The sequence below is a fragment of the Sphingomonas koreensis genome, from assembly GCF_002797435.1.
GTDB classification, from domain to species: Bacteria; Pseudomonadota; Alphaproteobacteria; order Sphingomonadales; family Sphingomonadaceae; genus Sphingomonas; species Sphingomonas koreensis.
In genome coordinates, this window is record NZ_PGEN01000001.1 from 2,233,341 (window position 1) to 2,257,453 (window position 24,113).

23 protein-coding genes and 1 other RNA gene are annotated in these 24,113 nt (G+C 67.2%); 9 read left to right on the top strand and 15 right to left on the bottom strand.

Features of this window, described 5'->3' with window-relative positions; genetic code table 11:
* A complete protein-coding gene (locus BDW16_RS10455) occupies window positions 1–906 on the top strand; it encodes a flagellar motor protein MotB (RefSeq protein WP_066577927.1) in 906 nt (301 codons plus the stop codon).
* 121 nt (window positions 907–1,027) lie between these two features.
* Here BDW16_RS10455 and BDW16_RS10460 read toward each other — a convergent pair whose 3' ends face one another.
* Window positions 1,028–3,529 (bottom strand): TonB-dependent receptor, encoded by a 2,502-nt coding sequence (locus tag BDW16_RS10460; protein WP_100362747.1) that lies wholly within the window; start codon window positions 3,527–3,529, stop codon window positions 1,028–1,030.
* A gap of 97 nt (window positions 3,530–3,626) precedes the next feature.
* Entirely contained in the window at window positions 3,627–3,920 is a 294-nt protein-coding gene (locus BDW16_RS10465; RefSeq protein ID WP_066577936.1) for a chorismate mutase, read from the bottom strand.
* A 213-nt stretch (window positions 3,921–4,133) separates the two neighbouring features.
* Between BDW16_RS10465 and BDW16_RS10470 the strand changes: the two genes are divergently transcribed.
* On the top strand, window positions 4,134–5,147 hold the full coding sequence (locus tag BDW16_RS10470; protein WP_066577938.1) for a polyprenyl synthetase family protein: 1,014 nt from the start codon (window positions 4,134–4,136) through the stop codon (window positions 5,145–5,147).
* Window positions 5,148–5,186: 39 nt separating this feature from the next.
* On the opposite strand, the gene BDW16_RS10475 is transcribed toward BDW16_RS10470, so the two are convergent.
* Entirely contained in the window at window positions 5,187–5,399 is a 213-nt protein-coding gene (locus BDW16_RS10475) for a hypothetical protein (RefSeq protein WP_066577940.1), read from the bottom strand.
* A 90-nt stretch (window positions 5,400–5,489) separates the two neighbouring features.
* Here BDW16_RS10475 and hrpB point away from each other — a divergent pair, with 90 nt between their 5' ends.
* Together hrpB and BDW16_RS10485 are read left to right on the top strand one after the other, a co-directional pair.
* Window positions 5,490–7,946, top strand: a complete 2,457-nt coding sequence (gene hrpB, locus BDW16_RS10480; protein WP_066577941.1) for an ATP-dependent helicase HrpB — start codon at window positions 5,490–5,492, stop codon at window positions 7,944–7,946.
* Between the two features lie 11 nt (window positions 7,947–7,957).
* Window positions 7,958–8,239: an ETC complex I subunit gene (locus BDW16_RS10485; RefSeq protein WP_066577942.1), complete on the top strand. Its 282-nt coding sequence runs from the start codon at window positions 7,958–7,960 to the stop codon at window positions 8,237–8,239.
* A gap of 6 nt (window positions 8,240–8,245) precedes the next feature.
* On the opposite strand, the gene BDW16_RS10490 is transcribed toward BDW16_RS10485, so the two are convergent.
* From BDW16_RS10490 to BDW16_RS10505, 4 genes are read right to left on the bottom strand one after another with little or no spacing between them, the layout of a single operon-like run.
* Complete coding sequence (locus BDW16_RS10490; protein WP_066577944.1) at window positions 8,246–8,782, bottom strand: NUDIX hydrolase; 537 nt, start codon at window positions 8,780–8,782, stop codon at window positions 8,246–8,248.
* A complete protein-coding gene (locus BDW16_RS10495) occupies window positions 8,779–9,450 on the bottom strand; it encodes a TPM domain-containing protein (RefSeq protein ID WP_371836694.1) in 672 nt (223 codons plus the stop codon). Before BDW16_RS10495 ends, BDW16_RS10490 begins: the two co-directional genes overlap by 4 nt.
* Window positions 9,451–9,455: 5 nt before the next feature.
* Window positions 9,456–10,307 carry a TPM domain-containing protein gene (locus tag BDW16_RS10500; RefSeq protein WP_066577948.1) on the bottom strand — a complete coding sequence of 284 codons (852 nt, stop codon included), beginning with the start codon at window positions 10,305–10,307 and terminating at the stop codon, window positions 9,456–9,458.
* Between the two features lie 23 nt (window positions 10,308–10,330).
* The gene (locus BDW16_RS10505) at window positions 10,331–10,915 is read right to left on the bottom strand and encodes a LemA family protein (RefSeq protein WP_066577950.1); all 585 of its coding nucleotides are present in this window, start codon (window positions 10,913–10,915) and stop codon (window positions 10,331–10,333) included.
* A 156-nt stretch (window positions 10,916–11,071) separates the two neighbouring features.
* On the opposite strand from BDW16_RS10505, the gene mscL reads away from it, so the two are divergent.
* Window positions 11,072–11,500, top strand: coding sequence for a large conductance mechanosensitive channel protein MscL (gene mscL / locus BDW16_RS10510; RefSeq protein WP_066577956.1), 429 nt, complete (start codon window positions 11,072–11,074; stop codon window positions 11,498–11,500).
* 118 nt (window positions 11,501–11,618) lie between these two features.
* On the opposite strand, the gene BDW16_RS10515 is transcribed toward mscL, so the two are convergent.
* Window positions 11,619–12,050: an RrF2 family transcriptional regulator gene (locus BDW16_RS10515; protein ID WP_066577958.1), complete on the bottom strand. Its 432-nt coding sequence runs from the start codon at window positions 12,048–12,050 to the stop codon at window positions 11,619–11,621.
* Between the two features lie 48 nt (window positions 12,051–12,098).
* On the opposite strand from BDW16_RS10515, the gene ssrA reads away from it, so the two are divergent.
* Window positions 12,099–12,459, top strand: a transfer-messenger RNA (tmRNA) gene (gene ssrA / locus BDW16_RS10520).
* 39 nt (window positions 12,460–12,498) lie between these two features.
* Here ssrA and BDW16_RS10525 read toward each other — a convergent pair.
* Entirely contained in the window at window positions 12,499–13,656 is a 1,158-nt protein-coding gene (locus tag BDW16_RS10525) for a serine hydrolase domain-containing protein (RefSeq protein ID WP_066577962.1), read from the bottom strand.
* A gap of 34 nt (window positions 13,657–13,690) precedes the next feature.
* Window positions 13,691–14,758 carry an NAD(P)-dependent alcohol dehydrogenase gene (locus tag BDW16_RS10530; protein WP_066577964.1) on the bottom strand — a complete coding sequence of 356 codons (1,068 nt, stop codon included), beginning with the start codon at window positions 14,756–14,758 and terminating at the stop codon, window positions 13,691–13,693.
* Between the two features lie 125 nt (window positions 14,759–14,883).
* Here BDW16_RS10530 and BDW16_RS10535 point away from each other — a divergent pair, with 125 nt between their 5' ends.
* Window positions 14,884–15,780, top strand: coding sequence for a LysR family transcriptional regulator (locus tag BDW16_RS10535; protein ID WP_066577967.1), 897 nt, complete (start codon window positions 14,884–14,886; stop codon window positions 15,778–15,780).
* A 238-nt stretch (window positions 15,781–16,018) separates the two neighbouring features.
* The gene (locus tag BDW16_RS10540) at window positions 16,019–17,812 is read left to right on the top strand and encodes an ABC transporter ATP-binding protein (protein ID WP_066577970.1); all 1,794 of its coding nucleotides are present in this window, start codon (window positions 16,019–16,021) and stop codon (window positions 17,810–17,812) included.
* Between the two features lie 48 nt (window positions 17,813–17,860).
* Here BDW16_RS10540 and BDW16_RS10545 read toward each other — a convergent pair whose 3' ends face one another.
* The gene (locus BDW16_RS10545) at window positions 17,861–18,664 is read right to left on the bottom strand and encodes an AraC family transcriptional regulator (RefSeq protein WP_198585787.1); all 804 of its coding nucleotides are present in this window, start codon (window positions 18,662–18,664) and stop codon (window positions 17,861–17,863) included.
* Between the two features lie 256 nt (window positions 18,665–18,920).
* On the opposite strand from BDW16_RS10545, the gene BDW16_RS10550 reads away from it, so the two are divergent.
* Window positions 18,921–19,667: a siderophore-interacting protein gene (locus BDW16_RS10550; protein ID WP_100362748.1), complete on the top strand. Its 747-nt coding sequence runs from the start codon at window positions 18,921–18,923 to the stop codon at window positions 19,665–19,667.
* 12 nt (window positions 19,668–19,679) lie between these two features.
* Here the strand turns inward: BDW16_RS10550 and pnp are convergent, their stop codons facing one another.
* The 4 genes from pnp to BDW16_RS10570 all read right to left on the bottom strand — a co-directional run bounded on the left by pnp (window position 19,680) and on the right by BDW16_RS10570 (window position 24,112).
* A complete protein-coding gene (pnp, locus tag BDW16_RS10555; RefSeq protein WP_066577979.1) occupies window positions 19,680–22,034 on the bottom strand; it encodes a polyribonucleotide nucleotidyltransferase in 2,355 nt (784 codons plus the stop codon).
* A 180-nt stretch (window positions 22,035–22,214) separates the two neighbouring features.
* Window positions 22,215–22,484 carry a 30S ribosomal protein S15 gene (gene rpsO, locus BDW16_RS10560; protein WP_066577984.1) on the bottom strand — a complete coding sequence of 90 codons (270 nt, stop codon included), beginning with the start codon at window positions 22,482–22,484 and terminating at the stop codon, window positions 22,215–22,217.
* A gap of 21 nt (window positions 22,485–22,505) precedes the next feature.
* Window positions 22,506–23,420: a tRNA pseudouridine(55) synthase TruB gene (gene truB / locus BDW16_RS10565; RefSeq protein WP_066577987.1), complete on the bottom strand. Its 915-nt coding sequence runs from the start codon at window positions 23,418–23,420 to the stop codon at window positions 22,506–22,508.
* Complete coding sequence (locus BDW16_RS10570; RefSeq protein ID WP_066577990.1) at window positions 23,420–24,112, bottom strand: site-2 protease family protein; 693 nt, start codon at window positions 24,110–24,112, stop codon at window positions 23,420–23,422. Before BDW16_RS10570 ends, truB begins: the two co-directional genes overlap by 1 nt.
* Window position 24,113: the final 1 nt, after the last annotated feature.

Below are 24,113 nucleotides of genomic sequence, written 5' to 3' on the forward strand. Positions count from 1 at the left end.
ATGACGGCCAGGGCGCCACATGCGGCGAAGCTGCCGCCCAAGATCATCGTCAAGAAGATCTTCGTCGAGGGTGGCGGGGGCCATCACGGCGGCGCGTGGAAGGTCGCATACGCGGACTTCGTGACCGCGATGATGGCGTTCTTCCTGCTGATGTGGCTGCTCGGCGCGACCAACGAGAAGCAGCGCAAGGCGCTGGCCGATTACTTCGCGCCCACGCTGATCGAGTTCAAGCAGAACAGCGCCGGCTCCAACGGCCTGCTCGGCGGCGACGCGATGCAGGGCAAGGACAATTACCCGACCATGGCCAAGCAGACCGGCACGCGATCGATGACGATCCCGGCCGGCGCCCAGGGCGGCGACTTTGTCGGCACCGGCGAGCAGGGCAGCCTCAAGAACAAGGAGGCGATGGACGCGCAGGACCGGCAGGGCTTCGCCAAGATGAAGGCGGAGATCGAACGCAAGATCAAGTCGACCCCCGGCCTCACCAAGCTCGGCAAGCAGGTCCGCTTCGTCCCGACGCGCGAGGGGATGCGGATCGACCTGATGGACGATGCCGACTACTCGATGTTCGCGCTCGGCACGACCAACTTCGTCCCCGAAGCGGCCAAGCTGGTCGAACTGGTCGCCCGGTCGATTGCCGATTCGCAGAACCCGCTGATGATCCGCGGGCACACCGACAGCCTCGGCTATGGCGATCCGCGCAACATGAACAATTGGATGCTCTCCAGCGCCCGGTCGGAGGAAACGCGCCGCCGCCTCGTCGCCGCCGGCGTTCCCGAACCCCGCTTCGAGCGGATCGAGGGCGTCGCCGACCGCGAGCCGCTGATCAAGGCCAATCCCGCCGATCCGCGCAACCGCCGCGTCGCGATCACCCTGCTCTATCGCAAGAGCAAGCTCGAACGCTGAGTCTTATGGTTTGCGGCGCCGGCCCGCTCCCCCACCCGGCCACCCATCAGGATACACTGGCGTGGGTGGCCGGGTGGGGGAGCGGGCCGGTGCCGCATCCGCGCAAGCGGAGCAGCAACCCTCAGAAAAACAGCTTCCGTACGCTGATCTTCACGGTGCGCCCGAGCGGATCGAGCAGCGCGGGCTGATAGCTCAGCGGCGTCGTGCCGGCCGCATTGGTCACCTTGAGGCGGCTGTCGAAGAGGTTGTCGACCGACAGCGTCACCCGCGTGCCCGCGAGCCAGCGATTGTCGCGCACGAACTTGAACTGCGGCCCCAGCGTCGCGAACAGCCGCAGATTGACCGTCGCGAAATCGTCGAAGCGCAGCTCATCGGCACTCGTCGCGCCCCCGCGCACCCGGGTCGCGCTTTGCCAGTCGGCGTTGAGGCGGATGCCGATGCCGTCGCGCACCACGCCCGTGCGCAGCTCGATCTGATGGCGCGGCGATCCGCCGCGGCTGCCCGTCGCCGAACCATTGAGCAAATCCAGCTCGGGCAGGCCGTCGCGGATCGTGATCTTGTCGGCGAGCGCGACGGTGTGGAAGATCCCGAACTGGAACCGCCCGCCGCCGCCCGGGCCACCCCCGCCACCGCCGCGGAAACCGCCGCCGCCACCGCCAGGCCGCCCGCCCTCGCCGAACCGGCGCGGTCCGTCGCCGCCCGGTCCGCGCCCGCCGGGGCCGCGTGCGCCCGGGGGCAGGGTCTCGCCGCGCGCGATCGCCGCCTCGCGGGCCGCCTGCCGCGCCGCGCGCTGCGCCTGGAACGCCTCGGCCGCCTTGCGCGCCAGCGGCGAGCTGATCGCCTTGGAGAAGTTGATGCCCCAGCGGATCTGCTCGCGCTCGCTGCGCAGGAAATTGACCGGCCGGTTGTCGATCCGGATCAGCGTGCCGCTGCCGTCGCGCACGAAGCGATCCGGGAACGCGGCCTCGATCTCGGCCGTCGCGGTCGGAAAGGACGCGATCGGATTGCGGATCGTGCTCTTGTTGTAGTCGACATTGAAGCTGAGGTCGGTGTCCTTGAGCGGCCGCAGGTTGAGGCCGAGCTTCATCACGCTGCGATTGTCGGCGATCAGATTGGGATTGCCGCCGTCGATGCGGGTGATGTCCACCGTCTCGCCCCGCACGAAATCGAACACCCGCACATTGGGCGTGGTCAGCAGCGGATTGCCGAGCTGCTGCGCCGAGGGTGCACCCTCCTCCTCGGTGAACGAGGCGATCAAGCGGACCTGCTCGATCGGCGACCAGTTGACCCCATAGCCATAGGTGAGAAGCGTACCGAAGTCCGACAGCTCCTCGACCTCGACATTGCCGTTGAGCGAGAGGTTGCCGAGCCCCTTCAGCACCGCGCGGCTGCGGCTGGCGATCGGCAGGTCGATATTGGCCTGAACGCTTCCCGTGTCGCGGCCGATATCGGACGCCGAGAAAAGCCCGCCGCGCAGCGAATCGCTCTGCAGGTCGCTGGTGCGGCCCGAGGCTCGGATGCTGGCCGAGATATCTCCGGCAGGCAGCGGCAGCAGCGCGCCGTTCACCAGCGCGTCGATCGATCCGACGTTCGATACCGAACGCGCGCGATCGCTCCGTCCGCTATCGGTGTCGGTGACCGTCCGGCTTTCGACCCGGTCCCAGTTGCCCGTCACCGACCAGCGCCATTTGGGCGAGAGATCGCCGTTGAGCGAGAAACCGCCGTGCAGCGTGCCGGTATCGCTGGCGCGTTGCAGCGGCGTGGTCGCGCCGCCGACCGGCAGCCCGAGCAGCGACTCGCTCGCATTCTGCTCGAGCCGCAGATTGGCAGTCGCGGCGACCTTGCCGATATTGCGGCTGAACACGCCGTTGAGCGCGACATTCTCGGTCTTCGGGAGCAACGTGCGATAGTTCGGATCGGCGGTTGGAACGTTGGGATCGCGCGCGACCTCGCGCTCGCTCTCCAGCAATGCCGTATCGCGCTCATATTCGATATCGAGGTTGAGGCGGCCGTCACGGTTGATGCGCAGCATGCTCAGTTCCGCATCCTGCCCCCCGCGCCCGCCTGCCGTCGCGACCGTCGCGTCGAGCTCCCCGGTGATCGACCGGAAACGGCGGCGCAGCACGATGTTCACAACGCGCTGGTCGGCGCGATAGCCGAGCTTGAGCGCGGCTTCCTCGGGCAGGATATCCATCCGCTCGATCGCCTCGGGCGGGATGTCGCGGATCTCCGCAAAGCTCGAGATGCGGCGGCCGCTGAGCAGCAGCACCGGGCCACCGCCGCCGCGCCCGCGCCCGCTGCGCGTCTGCGGCTCGAGCTCGGTCAGCAGCTCCGCGAGCGAGGCGGCGCCATAGGCGCGGATATCGGCGGGGTTCAGTACCAGTTCCGGCTTGACGTCGCCCTGCACGGCGCCGCGCAGCTGGCCGGTGACGACCACTTCCTCGGCCTCCTCCATGCCGTCGGCAGGAGCATCGCCGCCATTGTCCTGGCCAGCGTCCTGGCTAGCGGTCTGGGGTGTTCCGGGGACCTGACCCGGCGTCTGCGGCGCAGCGGCCTGCGCAGCCATCGCCACCGGCGCCGCGGTCACCATCCAGCCCGCCACCAACCACCCAACACGCCGCATTCTTCACTCCCGCAAACACCCGGCACACAGCCGATCAGCGCCCCTTAGGGACGATTTGTCGCAGAACTATGCCCGGGCAAAGATGAACGGCGGATGCTCAGCCCGCGTCGCTCTGTTCCTGCATCTGCGCATGGTGGCGGATCACTTCATCGATGATGAAGCGCAGGAACTTTTCGGAGAATTCGGGGTCGAGATCGGCCTGTGCGGCCAGCTCGCGCAGCCGCGCGATCTGGCGATCCTCGCGCCCCGGATCGGCGGGAGGAAGCCCGGTCTCGGCCTTGTGCCGTCCCACCGCCTGGGTGATCTGGAACCGCTCGGCGAGCAGAAAGACGAGCGCGGCGTCGATCCGGTCGATGCTCTGCCGATAGCGCTGCAGCGTCTCGTCGCTCATGAAATATCCTTGATTGTGTCAGCTGCGCTGACAACGCGGCACCGGCCCGCTCCCCCGCCCGGCCACCCAACTTCAGTATCCTATGGGTGGCCGGGCGGGGGAGCGGGCCGGTGCCGCCTCACCAGGCTCAGCGCGCTTGTTGCGCCGCTTTTACGCGTACGCAACCCCCACGCACTTGCCTTTCTGGCATGTTCCCGCCACATCGCGCCCAGCATGAGCGCGACCATTCACCGTATCGGCCGCGGGGCGGAGCCCTCGCTCGAGCCCATGATCGCGCTGGTCGCGGCGGACATGAACCTCGTCAACGCCGTGATCCTCGACCGGATGCAGTCGCAGATCCCGCTGATCCCGGAGCTTGCCGGCCACCTCATCGCGGGCGGCGGCAAGCGGATGCGGCCGATGCTGACGCTGGCCAGCGCGCGGCTGCTCGACTATTCGGGCGCGCGCCATCACAAGCTCGCCGCATCGGTCGAGTTCATCCACACCGCGACCTTGCTCCATGACGATGTCGTCGATGGATCCGACATGCGCCGCGGCAAGCGCACCGCCAATCTCATCTGGGGCAACCCGGCAAGCGTGCTGGTCGGCGACTTCCTGTTCAGCCGCAGCTTCGAACTGATGGTCGAGGACGGCAGCGTCAAGGTGCTCAAGATCCTGTCCAACGCTTCGGCGGTGATCGCCGAGGGTGAGGTCAACCAGCTCACCGCCGCGCGCCGCATCGATCTTGCCGAGGAACGCTATCTCGACATCATCGGTGCGAAGACCGCCGCGCTGTTCGCCGCGGCCTGCCGCATCGCCGCGGTCGTCGCCGAACGCCCCGAGGCCGAGGAGGCCGCGCTCGACGCCTATGGTCGCAACCTCGGCATCGCCTTCCAGCTGGTCGATGATGCGATCGACTATGTCTCGGACGCCGGGACGATGGGCAAGGACGCGGGCGACGATTTCCGCGAGGGCAAGATGACGCTCCCCGTCATCCTCGCCTATGCCCGAGGCAGCGATGACGATCGCGCCTTCTGGAAGGAAGCCGTGCTCGGCCGCCGCAACGGCGACGACGACTTCACCCATGCCCAGGGCCTCGTCCGGTCGAGCCGCGCGGTCGACGACACGCTCGCGCGCGCCCGGCACTATGGCCAGCGCGCGATCGACGCGCTCGGCATCTTCCCCGCAAGCGCCGCCAAGGACGCGATGATCGAAGCCGTCGAGTTCGCGGTCGCCCGAGCCTATTGAATGTCGTCTGGGGCTGCCTGACGTCGCACCGGGGCCGCCCTATTCCTCCGCCGCTTCGTCCTCATCCTCGTCGGCGCCGAGCGGGTCGTCATCCTCCTCCTCGAGTGCATCCTCGATCGCCTCGCCCAATATGTCGAGCTGCTCATAGGTCGCGGTCAGCTCGATGGTCTCGCCGTCGTCATCCTCGATGCTGAGCAGATAGTCGCCGCTGCCGTCGGCGGCGATGCTGAAGCTCGAAAGCGTGCGTGCCATGACCCGTCTCCTTCCCTGCGCGCAACGCGCGTCACGCAAATGGGTGCCATGGTGCTTCAAGCAATGCGGCGAATTGCGTAGAGCCGGGCCGTGACCGACCTGCCGATCCACGCCGTCCTGCCCGATCTGCTCGCCGCGCTGCGCAGCGCGAGCAACGCGGTACTGGTCGCGCCGCCCGGTGCGGGCAAGACCACCGCGGTCGCGCCGGCGCTCCTGATCGAAAGCTGGTGCGCCGGAGAAATCCTGCTTCTTTCCCCCCGCCGCCTCGCCGCGCGCGCCGCAGCGGAGCGGATGGCGGCACTCGCCGGCGAGCCGGTCGGCAAGACCTTTGGCTATGCGACACGCATGGACAGCAGACGCTCGGCACAGACGCGGGTGACCGTCGTCACCGAAGGCATCTTCGTCAATCGCATCCAGGCTGATCCCGAACTGGCGGGCGTCTCGGCGGTGCTGTTCGACGAGGTTCATGAGCGCAGCCTCGACAGCGATTTCGGTCTGGCGCTGGCGCTCGACGCGCAGGCGGCACTGCGGCCCGATCTGCGGCTGGTCGCGATGTCGGCCACGCTCGACGGCGCGCGCTTCTCAGCGCTGATGGGCGAGTCGCCGGTCATCGAGAGCGAGGGCCGCAGCCATCCGCTCGAACTGCGCCATCTCGGTCGCGCCGCGGAGGCGCGGATCGAGGAGTCGGTCGCCGGCGCGATCCGCCAGGCGCTGCGCGAGACCGACGGCGGCATCCTCGCCTTCCTCCCCGGCGTCGCCGAGATCGAACGCACCGCCGAACGGATCGGCGACGTGCCGGGGATCGCGCTGCACAAGCTGCACGGCAGCCTCGACCCCGCCGCGCAACGCGCCGCGATCGCGCCCGACCGCGAAGGACGGCGCAAGATCGTGCTGGCGACCTCGATCGCCGAGACGTCCCTGACGCTCGATGGCATCCGCGTCGTCGTCGACTCCGGCCTTGCCCGCCGCCCGCGCTACGATCGCGCCGCGGGGATGACCCGCGTCGTCACCGAGCGCGCGAGCCAGGCCGCGGTGACGCAGCGCGCCGGACGCGCGGCGCGGCAGGGGCCGGGTTTCGCCTACCGGCTCTGGGAAGCGGCCGCCACCGCCGGCCTCCCCCGCTTCGATCCGCCCGAGATCCTCGAAGCCGATCTGTCGGCGCTCACGCTCGATTGCGCGCTCTGGGGCGTCGCCGATCCGCGCGCGCTCAACTGGCTCGACCCGCCGCCCGAAGCCGCGGTGCAGGAAGCGCGCGCGCGTCTCGGCGCACTGGAGGCGCTCGACGCCGATGGGCGCCCGACCGCGCATGGCAAGGCGATCGCACAACTGCCGCTTCCGCCGCGCCTCGGCCATATGCTGGTGCGGGCGGGCGAACTCGGGCTGGCGCAGACCGCTGCGCAGATCGCGGTCCTGCTTGGCGAGCGCGGCCTGGGCGGTCCGGATGCCGATCTCGAACATCGGCTGCGCCGCTGGAAGACCGAACGCGGCCAGCGCGCCGAGAACGCACGGCGCCTCGCCGAACGCTGGACCAGGCTCGTGCCCGGCACCCGGGCAGCGGCCATCGAGCCCGGTTCGCCCGAAGCGGTTGCGGCCTGTGTCGCGCTCGCCTTTCCCGACCGGATCGCAAAACGCCGCGACGCGTCGGGTGAGACCTGGGCATCGGCGGGTGGACGCGGATTCCGGCTCGACCCGGCGTCCTCGCTCGCGCGCCACGAATGGCTGGCGGTCGCCGAAACGCAGGGGATGGCCGCAGGCGCACGCATCCTCTCCGCCACGCCGATCGATGCTGCCGGTGTCGAAACGCTGTTCGGCCACCGGATCGAAACCCGTCGTCACGTCCGCTTCGTTCCCGCGAGCGGCCGCGTCGAAGCCACGCGCGAACGCCGCCTCGGCGCGATTCGCCTGTCGAACGGCCCCGACACCGCCGCTGATCCGGACGAGATCGCCGCAGCCTTGCTCGAGGGCGTCCGTCAGCACGGCCTCGACCTGTTGCCCTGGTCCACCAACGCCCGGGCCCTCAGGATCCGCGCGGCCTATGCAGGGCTCGAAAGCCTGTCGGACGATGCCCTGCGCGCCGATCTCGATGACTGGCTGGCGCCTGCGCTCGCGGGCAAGCGCCGCCTCGACGCGATTGCGCCGGAGGCACTGACGCAGGCACTGCAGAACCGGCTCGGCTGGGATGCGCAGAAGCAGCTCGACCGGCTCGCGCCTGCCCGGCTCGAAACCCCCGCGGGGTCGAGCCACGAGATCGACTATGCGGCAGAGGGCGGGCCGATGGTGGAGGTCCGGGTGCAGGCGTTGTTCGGCCTCGCCACTCACCCAATGCTCGGCGACGGCACGCCTTTGGTCCTGTCGCTCACCTCGCCTGCCGGCCGCCCGATCCAGACGACGCGCGACCTGCCCGGCTTCTGGAAGGGCAGCTGGGCCGATGTCGCCAAGGAAATGCGCGGCCGCTACCCCCGCCATCCCTGGCCCGACGACCCCGCCGCCGCGAACCCGACGCTGCGGACGAAAAATGCGGATGCACGGCGCAGCGGTTCGCGATAAAGGGCGGAACCATGTCCACCGCACGCATCTATCAGCGCCCGAAGAACGCCATGCAGTCGGGCCGTTTCCGCACCGATCGCTGGGTGCTCGAATATGAGCCCGGCGAGCAGCAGAAGGCCGATCCGCTCACCGGCTGGGCCGGCTCGGGCGACACGCGCAACCAGCTGCGCCTCAACTTCCCGACGCTCGAGGCCGCACGGGATTATGCCGCGCGCGAGGGCATTGCCTTCCACGTCGTCCCCGCGCCGCAACGCAAGCTCAAGCTCCAGGCCTACGCCGACAATTTCCGGTAAGCGCGGTCAGGCCCCGAGAAAGGTCTGACCCAGCACCAGCAGCAGCTTGACGTCGATCGCCATGCCGCGTGCCCGGCAGGTCTCGACGAACGCCGGCACATCGTCGAGCTTCACCCGATGGACGGTGATGCCCTCGCCCTCGACCCCGCCGCCTTCGCCGACCCGGACCAGATCGCGCGCGCGAACGAGCGTGAAGCTCTCGCTGACCATGCCGGGCGAGGAGAAATACTCGCCAAGCGATTCGATCCGGCCGGGCCGGTAGCCGGTCTCCTCCTCCAGCTCGCGCGCCGCGGCGATCTCCACCGCCTCGCTCTCATTCTCGTCACCGACCAGGCCCGCGGGCAGCTCCAGGCACGCGCGGCCCAGCGGCACGCGATACTGTTCGACCAGGATCAGCTGTCCGTCTTCATCGATCGCAACGATCACCGCCGCCCGGATGCCGCGGGCGCGGGCGACATATTCCCAGCGCCCCTGCTTCTTGGCGGTGAGGAACCTGCCCTGCCAGACGGTCTCGACCGGCGCGTCCGCATCCGGTGTCGTCACAGCTCGATCAGCCGGTCGGGAAGCTCGTTGGTGTCGCCTGCGCTGCGCGGGAAATGCTCGGCCAGCACCACGCCGATCCGGGTGACGGCATCGGCCATGCCATCGGCCGGGCGGCCGTCGCGCACCGCCGCGATCAGCGCCGCCATCGCTTCCCCCCATACCGCCTGATCGACCCGCGAATGGATCGCCGAATCGGCGATGATCTCGGCGCGATGCTCGTCGATGCTGAGGTAGAGCAGCACCCCGGTCGACGCGATGGTGCGCGCTTCGGCCCCGGCCCGGAACAGCGCCAGCGCCTTGCGCCGCACGCGCCGCGCCTTGGCCGAGCGCGGGGTCAGCGCGAAGCGCAGCGGCAGCCAGGCCAGCGCCAGGCGCGCCGCCAGGAAACTGGCGACCATCGCCGCCATCGCGATCAGCAGGACATGACCGGCCGGTGCCGCCTCTCCCCAGGGATCGCCGAACCAGCCATGGACATGATCGATCGCCTGCGGAAAGGCCGCGAGCAGCGCCAGCACCAGCAGCGCCGCAAGCATCGCCCACAGCAAGGCGATGTCGTGATACTCGTCCGATCGGCGCGCGACGATCGTCACGATCTCGCCATCGGTCCCGGTCTCCGCCGCGGTGACCGCGGCCGTGACGCGGCGATGATCCGCTTCGCTCAATCGCATGCCCATCACCAGTCCCCCGAGGCGCCGCCGCCGCCGAAATCGCCGCCGCCGCCGCCGGTAAAGCCGCCATCGCCCCAGCCGCCGCCACCGCCGCCATCGCCCGACGACCAGCCCCCTCCGCCGGACGACCAGCCGCCGCTATGGCGCGCGATCTCGCTCCCGATGGTCCACAGCACGATCGGCAGGTCGCTGTCGTCGCCGCGATAGCGCCGCCCGCGCACGCGCCGGATCAACGGGATGATCACGATGAAGAAGACGAACAGCCAGAATAGGATCCCGCCGATGCCGATCCCGCCGCCGCCGGCCTTGCGCTGGTGCGTCCGGTTGAACTCCTGCACCGCCGCATCGACCTTGGCCTGCGCTTCCTCGGGCGACGCGCGCAGCTGCGCGATCAGCGCATCGGCGCCGGCTACCATCGCCTGCGGAACATTGCCTTCGTTCAACAGCGGCATCATCTGGCCGCGAACGATCGTCCCGGCGAGCGCGTCGGTGACGATCGGCTCGAGCCCGCGCCCGACCTCGATCCTCGGCCCGCGCTGGCCCTTGGGGTTGTTGGGCGCGATCATCAGGATCACGCCATTGTCGGCGTCCTTCAGCCCGACGCCCCAGGCACGGCCGAGCTGATAGCCATAGTCGGACAAGGGATAGCCCTGCGCATCCCCGATCGTGACGACGACGAGCTGACGCTTGGTATCGCGTTGCAGCGCCTCGAGCTTCTGCGTCAGCGACGCCTCGACATCAGGCGGCAAGACGTTGGCGTCGTCCACCACCAGACCGGTGAACTTCGGAAAGGTCTGCGCCTGCACCGCGGTGCCGGAAAGCACCGCGAGCGCAAGCGCAAGGAGGAGGCGGATCATGCCGCTACCCGTTCAGACGGCGATCAGTTGCCGTTGCCGAAATTCACCGTCGGCGCGGTCTCCGCGCCCGGCGTGGTCGCCTGGAACGGGGTCATCGGCTTGGCGCCGTAGAAGATCTTGGCGCCGATCGCGTCGGGGAAGGTGCGGATGGTGGTGTTATAGCTCCGCACCGCCTCGTTATAGTCGCGGCGCGCGATGCCGATCCGGTTCTCCGTACCCTCCAGCTGGGTCATCAGCGTCGCATAATTGCCCTGGCTCTTGAGCTCGGGATAGGCCTCCTGCAGCCGCTGCAGCGTCATCGTCACGGCGTTCTGCGCGCGGTCGAACGCCTGCACCTTGGCCGGATCGGTCAGGTCGGCGTCGCTGACGCGCACCTGGGTCGCCGCGGCGCGGGCCTGGGTCACCTCGACCAGGATCGACTTCTCCTGCGCGCCCGCGGCGCGAACCGTCGAGACGAGGTTGGGGATCAGGTCGGCGCGGCGCTGATACTGGTTCTGCACCTCGGCCCATTTCGCCTTGGCCGCTTCCTCGGCGGTCGGAACGCTGTTGAGCCCACAGGCCGAAAGCATGGCCGCCGCAGCCATCGCGGCAACGAGACGAAGCTTCATGTCGAACTATCCCTCCAAGTGTGTCGCATCGATACGACACCGCGAAAATAGGAGACCGTTGGTCCGCACGCAATGATAACCGGACCGGGTACGGATTGCGGGCACCCAATCCCGCCGTTACCCTGAGCGGCGCAGAGACAGTTCAGGGGTGCGTCCATGCTCAGTGAATTCAAGGCCTTCATCGCGCGCGGCAACGTGCTCGACCTTGCCGTCGCGGTCATCATCGGTGCGGCGTTCGGCAAGATCGTCACCTCGCTGACCGAAGACATCATCATGCCGGTAATCGGCAAGATCTTCGGCGGGCTCGATTTCTCGAGCTACTTCCTGGTGCTGGGCGAAGTGCCGGCCAACCTGCAGGGGTCGACCGACTATGCCGCGCTCAAGAAAGCGGGCGTGCCGCTGCTGGGCTATGGCGAGTTCGTCACCCAGGCGGTCAACTTCCTGATCATCGCCTTCATCATCTTCCTGCTGGTGCGCGCGGTGAATCGCGTGGTTCCCAAGGCGCCGGAAGCCGCGGCAGAGGAAGCCGCCGATGTCGTGCTGCTCCGCGAGATCCGCGACGAGCTGAAGAAGCGCAACGGATAGCCTTTGATGGGCCGGTGCCGGCCCGCTCCCCGACCCGGCCACCCGTAGAATACAGGTGCGTTGGGTGGCCGGGTGCGGGAGCGGAGCGGTACCGCGCGCCGTCAGGCGCCAGTCGAACCTAGGCCGCTGCCAGATTCTCCGCCGTGGCGTCCGCCAGGCTCGTGCCGTCAAGAATTCGCGCGGTCTCGTCGCGCACCCGCGCCATGGCGTGGCGGATCGCGCATGCCGCCTCGTCCTTGCAGTCGAGGCAGGGGCGATAGGCGGTGCGGCTGACGCACGGCACCAGTGCCAGCGGCCCTTCGATCACCCGGATGATCTCGCCCAGCGAAATCAGGTGATTGGGCCGCGCCAGGCGATAGCCGCCCATCTTGCCGCGCGTGGAATCGAGGAACCCCGCCTCGCGCAGATCGGCAAGGATCAGCTCGAGGAACTTGCGCGGCACATTCGCCTCGGCGGCAATACGGGTCATCGGCGTGGGCGCGCCTTCCCGCGGCTGCTTCGCCAGGAAGAGCATGGCGCGCAGGGCATAACGGGAACGCTGAGTCAGCATGACATTGTCCCTTGCACCCGCATTGCGGCCTTGTGAAGGCCAAAACCTGCTCTTTTCATTCGGATTCCGTTCCCTATATTGGAACGTGCCGGGCTCGCCCGGCTATGACGATAAATTGTGGCGTGCAATAGACGCAGCGGACCCGGGGGCAGTACCCGGCGGCTCCACCATAATGGGTGCCAGAATCCTCAAGGGCGTTCTGGACACCGGTTCTGACGGGGCCGAACCAGGATCGACGTGTGTTGAAAAGCGCTGTTTTCGTTCGGAATGGGACCACCGCGACGGCCCATACACACAAGTGCCAACGATAACGAAGCACTCGCTATTGCGGCGTAATCCCAAGACCTAACGGTCTAAGATTACTCTAAAATGCGCGGTTGGACCGCACCGGGCAACAGAAGCGGAATCCAGCGGTACGGGGAGCACCGGGCAACAGAAGCTCCCCACTTCAGTCCTTTTCGCGCGCAAGCCGTTCCTCTTCCACCGTGAACGCGGTGAAGCCCTTGCTATCCGGCGGGGTCGCCGTGGCGAAGAAGGCGACGCCCGTGCCCTTGACGCGATCGATCCACAGCCCCGAACGCAAGCCATAGGCGTCACCGGCATGGCCGATGCGCGTCCGCCCGTCGCCGAACAGATCGTCGGCGCAGATATCGTGCGCGGTCGGCAGCATCGTCATGCCGAGGCCGTACTGGCAGTAGAAGCCGTTCGATGTGTCGCCATTGGACCCGTCATAGCGCCACGCGACCCGCTCGATCTGCGCAATCGATTCGCGCTTGAGGAAGCTGCCGTCATTCTTCAGCAGCATCTGGCCGATCACCGCAAGGTCGCGCATCGACGCGCGCAGGCCCCCTTGGGGCGAGAACAGCGCGCCATTCTCCCCCGGCCGGTATCCCGCCAGATCGCATCCTGCCTTGGCAATCACAGGACAATCGGGCCGCTTGCCACCCAGATCGTCGAGCGCCACCGATCCGTCCGCGCGATAGAGCACCACCGCGCGCGCGATCCTCGCGTCCGCGCAGGTCGACCAGTTGAAACAGGCATCGAGCTTGAGCGGCGCCAGCACCAGCCGGTGCATCAGGCGATCGAACCGCTCGCCCGACGCCTTCTCCATCACGCTCGCGATCACCGGAAAGCCGATATTGGCGTAGCGGAAGGATTCGCCCGGCCGTTGCCTGGCATCCCACAGCCCGGGCTGCGCGATCCGGTCTGCCAGCCGCTCGCCCAGCGGCACGCGATACTCCTCGGGATCGATCAGCCCGGAGGTGTGCGACAGCAGCTGGCGCAGCGTCACCGGCGCCTTGGGAAATGCCGGGTTGCGCACTGGCCAGCCCAGCACCTCGCTGACATCGCGGTCGAGATCGAGCTGCCCCGCCTCGACCATCCGCATCACGCCGAGCGCGACCACCAGCTTGGAGATGCTCGCGATCCGCACCGGATCGTCGGCGGTCGCCGGGCGTCCGCTCGCGCGGTCGGCGAGGCCCGCGGCGCGCGACGCCGTGATCCGGGAGGCGTCGAACGCCACGCGCACCTCGGCCGGCTGGGCGAAGGCGGTGCCGGCAACAAGCGGGGCGATGAATGGCGCGGCGAGCAGCAGGATCAGGCGCATGGCCCGATCATGCCCGCGCCGCGCCGGAATGCAATCAGGCGACGGCGGCGAGCGACGCCATGTCGATCACGAAGCGGTATTTGACGTCGCCCTTGACCATCCGGTCGAACGAGGCGTCGATATCCTGGATCGCGATCGTCTCGATATCCGCGGTGATGCCGTGGTCGCGGCAGAAATCGAGCATCTCCTGCGTCTCCGCGATCCCGCCGATCAGCGATCCGGCGATCGACCGGCGTCGGAAGACGAGGTTGAGCACCGAGGGCGAGGGATGGGCATGTTCGGGCACGCCGACCAGCGTCATCGTCCCGTCGCGCTTGAGCAAATTGGTGAAGGCGTCGAGATCGTGGCTCGCGGCCACGGTGTTGAGGATGAAGTCGAAGCTGCCCGCGTGCGCCGCCATCTCGTCCGCATTGCGCGAGACGACCACCTCGTGCGCGCCCAGCGCGAGAGCGTCGGCGCGCTTGCCTTCGGAGGTGGTAAAGGCAACGACGTGCGCGCCCATCGCCGCGGCGATCTTGACCCCCATATGGCCGAGCCCGCCGATGCCGACCACGCCGACCTTCTTGCCCGGTCCTGCGCCCCAGTGCTTGAGCGGCGAGTAGGTGGTGATACCCGCGCAGAGCAGCGGCGCGACGGCGGCAAGATCCTGCTCGTCATGGCCGATGCGCAGGACGAAGCCTTGCTTGACGACGATCGTGTCCGAATAGCCGCCAAAGGTGTGGCCGCCGAGGTGCGCGTCGGGGCCGTTATAGGTGCCGACGAAGCCGGTCCCTTCGCAATATTGCTCCTCGCCCTCATGGCATGAGGGGCAGGTGCCGCAACTGTCGACCATGCAGCCGACCCCGACCAGATCGCCGACCGCGAACGTCGTCACGTCGCTGCCGATCGCGGTCACCCGGCCGACGATCTCGTGACCGGGAACGCAGGGGAACAGCGTCCCTTCCCACTCGCTGCGCGCCTGATGCAGGTCGGAATGGCAGACGCCGCAGAACAGGATGTCGATCGCGACGTCGTCGGGCTGCACGTCGCGGCGCTCGAAGCTGAAGGGCGCGAGCGGGGTGGTCGCCGATTGCGCGGCATAGGCCTTGGCTGGGCTGGGCATGGAAAGCTCCTGGATCGAGGGGGGGCGAGCACCGGGGTACGCGTGCCTGCGTCCAAGAGATAGGCGTGGTACATTACCCCGATTAGACGCTATGATCTGAAAATAGCTATGAGCTGTATTCAACAATGAACCGCCAGCATCTGGGCGAACTCGCCGCCTTCCTCGTGGTGGCGCGCGAACGCAGCTTTACCCGCGGGGCAGCGCAACTGGGGGTCACCCCTTCCGCGCTCAGCCATTCGATGCGCACGCTGGAAGAGCGGCTCGGGCTCAGGCTGCTCAACCGCACGACGCGCAGCGTCACGCCGACCGAGGCGGGCGAGCGGCTGTTGCGCACCTTGGGTCCGCTGCTCGACGAGGTCGAGGCCGAGGTCGCCGCGCTCGGCACGCTGCGCGACAAGCCCGCGGGCAATGTCCGGATCACCGCCGACGAGCTGTCGATGACCACGGTGCTGTGGCCCAAGCTGCGCGAGATCCTCCCCCTCTACCGCGACATCCACGTCGAAATCGTCACCGACTACCGCCTGACCGACATCGTCGCCGACCGGTTCGATGCGGGCGTGCGGTTCGGCGAAACGATCGATCGCGATATGATCGCAGTGCCGATCGGCCCGCCCGCGCGAATGCTCGCCGTCGCCTCGGCGCGCTATTTCGCGGCATATGGCCGACCACGCACTCCTGCGGACCTCGCCCGGCATCGCTGCATCAACTTGCGGCTGCCCACCTATGGCGGGCTCTATGCTTGGGAGTTTCAGACCAAGGGACGCGACCTGCGGGTGCGGGTCGATGGCCAGCTCACCTTCACCTCGATCCTGCCCGTGCTCGAGGCCACGCTCGACGGGTTCGGCATCTCCTATCTGCCGACGGCACTGACGCAGCAGCATCTCGACAGCGGCGCGCTTGAGACGGTGCTGGAGGAATGGTCGCCCGAATTTCCCGGCTATCATCTCTACTATTCCAGCCGTCGCCAGCCTACCGCCGCTTTCACGGCGCTGGTCGAAGGGCTGCGGTACCGGGAAGATTGAGCACGCTCCGGACGCAACGGGTTGCCAGACCGGTGGGACGTTGTTACATCGGCCTCCGTTCCAATGCGAATGAAAGGAGGGCGTACATGTCAGATACCATCGCACGCCCTTCCGGCAGGTTTCCAACCACCGAGCGCTTCCGCCACTAGGTCCTGAAGCCGCCCTGATCCGGGTTTCCGCCCGCATCACCAAAATCTGACATTGCATTGGAGACGGCGCCTACGCGCCGGTTCACGACATGACTCAAGACACTGACCGTACGGATTCGATCCGTCGCGTTCTGGGCTTCGCCTTCCGCCACTGGGTGCGGCAACCCGGACGCGCAGCCTATATCGCCTTCTTCATCACCGCCGCGACGGTGACCGAGATCTTCGTCCCGCTGTTCGCGGGACGGCTGATCGACGCGCTCGCCGGCAATCTGCGCAGCGAGGCGCTCGCGCTGTTCGCGGCAATGGCCTCCCTCGGCCTCGCCATGGTGGTGCTACGCCACTTTGCCTGGGCAGGGGTGGTCCCCTTTACGCTGCGCATGATGCGTGACGTGACGCAGGACGGCTTCCACCGTGTCCAGCGCTTTTCGACGGACTGGCACGCCAACAGCTTCGCCGGCTCGACCGTGCGCAAGATCACCCGCGGCATGTGGGCGTTCGACACGCTGAACGACGTGCTGCTGCTCCAGCTGTTGCCGTCGATCGCGGTGCTGGGCGGCACGATGCTGCTGCTCGGCTGGCACTGGCCGGTGCTGGGCGTGGTCATGGCAATCGGCGCTGTCGCCTATGTCGCGATGACGGTGGTGCTGGCGACACGCTGGGCCTCGCCGGCCGCGACGCTCTCCAACGCCTGGGATACGAAGCTCGGCGGAATGCTCTCCGATGCGATCGGCTCGAACGCCGTGGTCAAGGCGTTCGGCGCCGAGGAACGCGAGGAGCAGCGGATCGGCGGGCTGCTCGCCAAATGGGCGAAGCGTACCCGGCGGACCTGGATGCGCTACACCTGGTCGGGCAGCGCGCAGATCGCGGTGCTGTGGGCGATCCGCAGCGCGATCACCGGCACCGCCCTTTGGCTGTGGTGGACGGGCGCAGCGACGCCGGGCGACGTCACCTTCGTGCTGGCAAGCTACTTCGTCGTCCATGGCTATCTGGTCGATGTCGGCTTCCACATCCATCACATGCAGCGCGCGGTGAACGAGATGGAGGAGCTGGTCGACCTGCACGATCAGCCGCTCGGCATCGACGACCGCACGGACGCTCAGCCGATCCATATCGGCGCGGGCGAGGTACACTTTGATGACGTTACCTTCCGCTATGGCGGGCACGAGACACCGCTCTACGAGCATCTCACCCTTACCATCCGCGGGGGCGAACGCGTCGGACTGGTCGGCCATTCGGGGTCGGGCAAGACGACCTTCGTCAAGCTGATCCAGCGCCTCTACGACGTCAACGAAGGCCGGGTGACGATCGACGGGCAGGACGTGTCGCACGCGACCCAGCAGTCGCTGCGCGCGCAGATCGCGATCGTCCAGCAGGAGCCGATCCTGTTCCACCGCAGCCTCGCCGACAACATCGCCTATGCCCGCCCCGGGGCGAGCCAGGCCGAAGTCGAGGCGGCGGCGCGGCTGGCCAATGCGCATGACTTCATCGTCCGACTGCCGCGCGGCTATGCGACCCTGGTCGGCGAACGCGGGGTCAAGCTGTCGGGCGGCGAACGCCAGCGCGTGGCACTCGCCCGGGCGTTCCTGGCCGATGCGCCGATCCTGATTCTGGACGAGGCGACCTCAAGCCTCGATTCGGAGAGCGAGGCGCTGATCCAGCAAGCGATGGACCGGCTGATGAAGGGCCGTACCGCAATCGTCATCGCGCACCGGCTGTCGACAGTGCGCACGCTCGACCGCATCCTGGTCTTCGACAAGGGCCGGATCATCGAGGACGGCGACCATGATACGCTGCTGGTCAATGCCGGCGGCCAGTATCGCCGGCTGTTCGACCGCCAGTCGGGCAATATCGTCGACGACGCGCCCAAGCTCGAGGAGGCGTAAGGGGCAGGGGCGCGCGCAGCCGGACGGTTGCGCGCGCCTTTCCTCGTATCACATACTGCTCGAATGCCGCTCCGCCATATAGCGGCCCGGGGAAGTGCCGAGCGCCTTGCGGAACATCGTCACGAAGCTGGGCACGCTCTCATAACCGAGATCGGCCGCGACAGCCTGGATCGAAGCCCCCCCGGCCAGCCATTTGACGGCGAGCACGACACCGAGCTGCTGGCGCCAGCGCCCGAAGCTCATCCCCGTTTCCCGGCCGATCAGCCGCTCGAGCGTGCGTACGCTCATCCCCGCACGTTCCGCCCAGCTCTGCAGCGTGCCCCGGCTGGCCGGAGCCTCGAGCATCTCGCCGGCGATTCGGCGCAAGCGGGGATCGGCCGGCATCGGCAGATGCAGATCCTCCACCTGCGCGGCAGCCAGTTCGTCGAGCAGCACGCCGGTGAGGCGCGCATTGATGTCATTCTCCTCATAGAGTGCCGGGAGGCTCGCCGTCCGAACGAGCAACTCGCGCAGCAAGGGCGATACCGAAACGGCGCAGCAGGTAGAGGGCAGTCCGCGGCTGACTTCGGCAGCGGCGAAGGCGCTGTAGCCCTCGAACGCGCCCGTGGCCTTGATCGCGTGAAGCGCACCACCGGGTATCCAGATCGCGCTGCGCGGCGGCACGATCCACAGTCCGCCCTCGACCTCGCAGCTCAGCGCACCGCGCTGCACGAACATGATCTGCCCCTTGGCATGACGATGGAAATCGAGCTCGAGCCCCTCAAATTCGGTGGTGACGATGCCAAAGGTCACCACCGGGCGCGGCACATTATCGGGTTCGATCCACCCCGCAGGATCAGCGAATGTGTTCATGATCGGCATAGACGATGCTCCGGCGCGACCTGGCGAGATTGAATAATAATCTGTGCTGACTTCGGAATGACGCCAGTATTGCGATCCATTATCATTTCAACTCGGTATCGGTCGAGGGCAATCCGGTCCCGACCCGGACGAAAGGACATCTCTTGATCTCGGCGACCAGCAGCCCGGCCTTGGGCCGATCGACAGCGCGCAACCTTGCACCGGTGCGTGTGGCCCGCACGACGCGCAGCTGCGACCCGGGGGCGGCATGATGCTCGCGGCGGGATCACCCGAACGCCCCACAGTCCAACCGGCCGGCCGGTTCAGCCAGGCGTTGCTGCGCCTGCTGATGCGGCAGGCGCGGATCGTTGCGACCGAATGGCTGGCCGGGCGCTTCAAGTTGATCCTGCTCGAAGGATCGGCGCTTGTCGGGATCGCGTGGATACCGGGGCAGAAGATCCAGATTGCAATGGGATCCGCCTTCACCGCGCGGACCTACACACCGCTCGAATGGAATGCCGATGCCGGCCGGGGCTGCATCCTCGGCTTCGCACCGGGCGATGGCCCGGGCAGCGCCTGGGTGCGCAATGTCGAAGCCGGTGATCGATGCGACCTGTTCGGCCCGCGCGGATCGCTGGACCTGCGCCGGATTCCCCAATTCGCCGTGGTGATGGGCGACGAGACATCAATCGGCCTCGCCTACGCGCTGACCCATGCGGATCCGGCGCGCGCCGTGACCTGCCTTTTCGAAATCTGGGATACCGAGAGCGTCAGGCAGGTGCTGGTGCAGCTCTGCATCGGGGACGCAACCTTGTTCGCGAAGCAGGACGGCGACGCGCATCTCGAATCGATGGAAGCGGCGACGCCTCAAGCTCTGTGGCGTTCCCGCCACGCATATCCTGACCAAGGCCTATTGGGCTCCCGGCAAGACCGGGCTCGATTGACGCCGGGCCGAGCCAATGCCCCAAACCAAAAAGGGCCCCGGTTTCCCGGGGCCCTCTTCGTTTCAGCCTGAGGCTGCGCGACCTTAGTCGTCGCTACCGCCAGTCAGGAATGCGGGGAGGCCGATGTCCTCGCCGCCTTCGTCCTTCGACTCCGAACGCTCGCGGCGCGGGCCGCGGTCGCCGCGATCGCCCCGCGGGCCACGGTCGCCGCCATCGCGGCGCGGACCACGGTCGCCATCGCGACGCGGGCCGCGATCGCCACCGTCACGGCGCGGACCACGGTCGCCACGGGGACCGCGATCCTCGCGCGGTTCGCGGGCCGGACGCGTATCCTCAAGCTCAGCGCCAGTCTCCTGATCGACGACGCGCATCGACAGGCGCACCTTGCCGCGCTGGTCGATCTCGAGAACCTTGACCTTGACCTCCTGGCCTTCGCTCAGGACATCGCTGACCTTCTCGACGCGCTCGTTCTTGATCTCGGAGACGTGAACCAGGCCGTCCTTGCCGCCCATGAAATTCACGAACGCGCCGAAATCGACGAGGTTGACGACCTTGCCGTTGTAGATCTTGCCGACTTCCGCCTCTTCGACGATGCCCTTGATCCAGTTCATCGCGGCTTCGATCTGCGACACGTCGGACGACGAAATCTTGATCACGCCCTCGTCGTCGATATCCACCTTGGCGCCGGTGGTGGCGACGATCTCACGGATGACCTTGCCGCCGGTGCCGATGACGTCGCGGATCTTCGACTTGTCGATCTGCATCGTCTCGATGCGCGGCGCATGCGCCGACAACTCCGAGCGGGTCTCGCCCAGCGCCTTGTTCATCTCGCCCAGGATATGCGCACGGCCTTCCTTGGCCTGGTTCAGCGCAGCCTCGAAGATCTCGCGCGTGATGCCCGCGATCTTGATGTCCATCTGCATCGTGGTGATGCCTTCGGACGTGCCCGCAACCTTGAAGTCCATGTCGCCGAGGTGATCCTCGTCGCCAAGGATGTCGCTGAGGATCGCATAATCCTTGCCCTCGAGGATCAGGCCCATGGCGATGCCCGAAACCGGACGCTTGATCGGCACGCCGGCGTCCATCATCGCGAGCGACCCGCCGCACACCGACGCCATCGACGACGAGCCGTTCGACTCGGTGATGTCGCTGGTCAGGCGGATCGTGTAGGGGAACTCGTCCTTGGTCGGCAGCACCGGGTGCAGCGCGCGCCATGCCAGCTTGCCATGACCGACTTCGCGACGGCCCGGCGCGCCGAAGCGGCCCACTTCACCGACCGAATAGGGCGGGAAGTTATAGTGCAGCATGAAGTGCTGGTACGACAGGCCATTGAGGCCGTCGATCATCTGCTCCGCATCCTTGGTGCCCAGCGTCGCCGTGGCGATCGTCTGGGTCTCGCCGCGGGTGAACAGCGCCGAGCCATGCGCACGCGGAAGGAAGTGCGTTTCCGCCACGATGGGGCGGATCTGCGTGGTGGTGCGGCCATCGATGCGCTTGCCGTCCTTGAGGATAGCGGTGCGGACGATCTCCGCTTCCAGCTTCTTGGTCAGCTTGATGCCGGCCATGACTTCCTGGGGGCTGAGGCCGTCGGCAGCGAACGATTCCTTCGCCTTCGCGCGCGCTTCATTGAGCGCGTTCGAGCGGGCCGACTTGTCGGTCAGCTTGTAGGCGGCGGCAATATCCTTGCCGATCAGCTTCTTGAGCTTGTCCTTGAGCTTGGCGTTGTCGTCCGACGACGCGATTTCCCACGGCTCCTTGGCGGCCTGCTCGGCGAGCTTGATGATCGCCTTGATGACTTCCTTGCACGCGTCGTGCGCGAACAGGACGGCGCCCAGCATGACCTCTTCCGAGAGCTCGTTCGCTTCGGATTCGACCATCATCACCGCGTCGTGCGTCGCGGCGACGACCAGGTCGAGGTCGCCTTCGGCAACCTGCTCGTCGGTCGGGTTGAGGATGTACTCGCCATCGACATAGCCGACGCGCGCGGCGCCGATCGGGCCCATGAAGGGCACGCCCGAGATGGTGAGCGCGGCCGACGCCGCGACCATCGCGAGGATGTCCGGCTCGTTCTCGCCGTCATAGCTCAGCACCTGAGCGATGGCGTTGATCTCGTTGTAGAAGCCTTCCGGGAACAGTGGGCGGATCGGGCGGTCGATGAGACGCGAGACCAGCGTCTCCTTCTCGGTCGCACCGCGCTCGCGCTTGAAGAAGCCGCCGGGGATACGGCCGGCCGCGCTGTACTTTTCCTGATAGTGGACGGTGAGCGGGAAGAAATCCTGCCCGTCCTTCACCGACTTGGCGGCGGTGACGGCGCACAGCACCACGGTTTCGCCGAGCGTCGCCATGATGGCGCCATCGGCCTGACGGGCAACCTTGCCCGTTTCGAGTGTCAGGGTTTGTCCGCCCCACTCGATCGATACGGTTTTCTTGTCGAACATCTGATTTCCTTTGGACCGGACGCCCAATGCACCCGGGGCCTGTGTGCGAGCTGTCCGGCTCGCGCGGTGCGGGGTGATTTCACCCCTGTTCAGGGCTTCGGCCGGATTGCCACGGCCCCAAGGGTCCAGGCACTAGCTGCCCGGTATTGCAAAAAGGCGACCCGAAGGCCGCCTTTCCGGTTACTTGCGAAGGCCGAGCTTCGCGATGAGTGCGGTGTAGCGATCCCCGTCCGTCTTGCGGAGGTAGTCGAGGAGGCTGCGGCGCTTGTTGACCAGCATGAGAAGGCCACGGCGCGAATGATTGTCCTTGGCGTGACCCTTGAAGTGCGCGGTCAGGTTGACGATGCGCTCGGTCAGGATCGCGATCTGGACTTCGGCGCTGCCGGTGTCGCCCTCGCTGCGGCCATGTTCCTTGGCCAGCTCGGCCTTGCGCTCGGTCGTGATCGTCATGTGTTTTCCTTCGACATCATTCTACAGGTTGAAGCCGCGGACGACCCGGACGGTACCGTCCGAAACCTCGACCAGCGCGACGGGCGTTTCGCCCTCAAGCGCAAAGTATTGGCCGTCTTCCATGGCGATCCCGGTCAGCACTTTCCCCTGACGGAGAGCCCCTGCCTGACCGGGTTCGAGAGTTAGAGCCGGGATGTCGTCCAGCCCCGCCCTCAGCGGCAGGAGGCAATGTTCAAGCGTGCGGCCCTTAGCGGCTTCGGCCAGTTTGTCCAGCGAAATCGCGGATTCGAGGGTGAACGGCCCCGCCTTGAACCGCCGAAGCATCGTCACATGGCCGACGGTGCCGAGCGCAAGGGCAATGTCGCGCGCCAGGCTGCGGATATAGGTGCCCTTGGAGACATGCGCGGTGAGGGTGACATCCATCAGGTCGCCCGCGCCGCTATCAGTCCAACCCGTAACCGACAGCGCGTGGATGGTAATGGCACGGGGCGCGAGTTCAAATGATTCGCCCTTGCGGGCAAGGTCATAGGCCCGCTCGCCGTCCACCTTCAGTGCGGAATAGTTCGGCGGTAGCTGTTCGATCGGGCCGGTGAAACGCGGCAGCACGGCCTCGACCTGCGCGAGTGACGGGTATACGGTTGAGACGGCAATAACCGTCCCTTCGAGGTCGAGCGTATCCGTCTCTTCGCCGAAGCGGATCGTAAAGTCGTAAACCTTGTCGCTATCGAGCATCCGCCCGGCGAGCTTGGTCGCCTCCCCTACCGCGATCGGCAGCACGCCGGTTGCCAGCGGATCGAGCGTCCCGCCATGCCCGACCTTGGGCAGGTCGCGCAGCTTCGGCCCGTAGCCACAGTCACGCAGCGCGCGCTTGACCGCGCTCACCCCCTGGGTCGAACCGAGCCCCAGCGGTTTGTCGATGACGATCCAGCCATGCATCAGCCCGCGATCGCCTCGGTGATCGACAGATACCAACGTGTCACGACCTCCCAGGGCGGGACGATCAGCTGTGCGACGATGTTGGCGCTGGGCCAGATCGACGGGATGACGAGCAGCAGGATGAACAACAGCGGAAAGCCGAACCGGCCGAACGATGCCCAGCGCTCCGCTGCTGCGGGTGGCAACAGTCCCTGCACCACATGGCCACCATCGAAGGGCGGAAGCGGGATCAGGTTGAACAGCGCGAGGAAGAGATTCACGCCGACGAAGTTGAACAGATTCTGCGCAACGAAAGCACCGACACTCCCCAGCCGATCCTCCCCGGCGCTTGCAAGCAGCAGGCCCAACAGCACCGCTCCCACCAGCGCCAGCACGAAGTTCATACCGGGGCCCGCCAGCGCCACCAGCATCATGTCACGCCGCGGATTGCGCAGACGCGCGAAGTTCACCGGCACTGGCTTCGCCCAGCCGAACACCGGCATCTTGGTGAGCGCCAGTATCAGCGGCAGTACCACCGTGCCGATCGGATCAACGTGACGGATCGGATTGAGCGACAGCCGCTTGCGCTCCGCCGCGGTCGGATCACCCAGCGCACGCGCGGCCAGACCGTGCGCGACCTCGTGGAAGACGATCGCGATGACCAGGGGGATCAGCCAGATGGCCGCGCCATAGACGATGGAATCGGGGTTCATG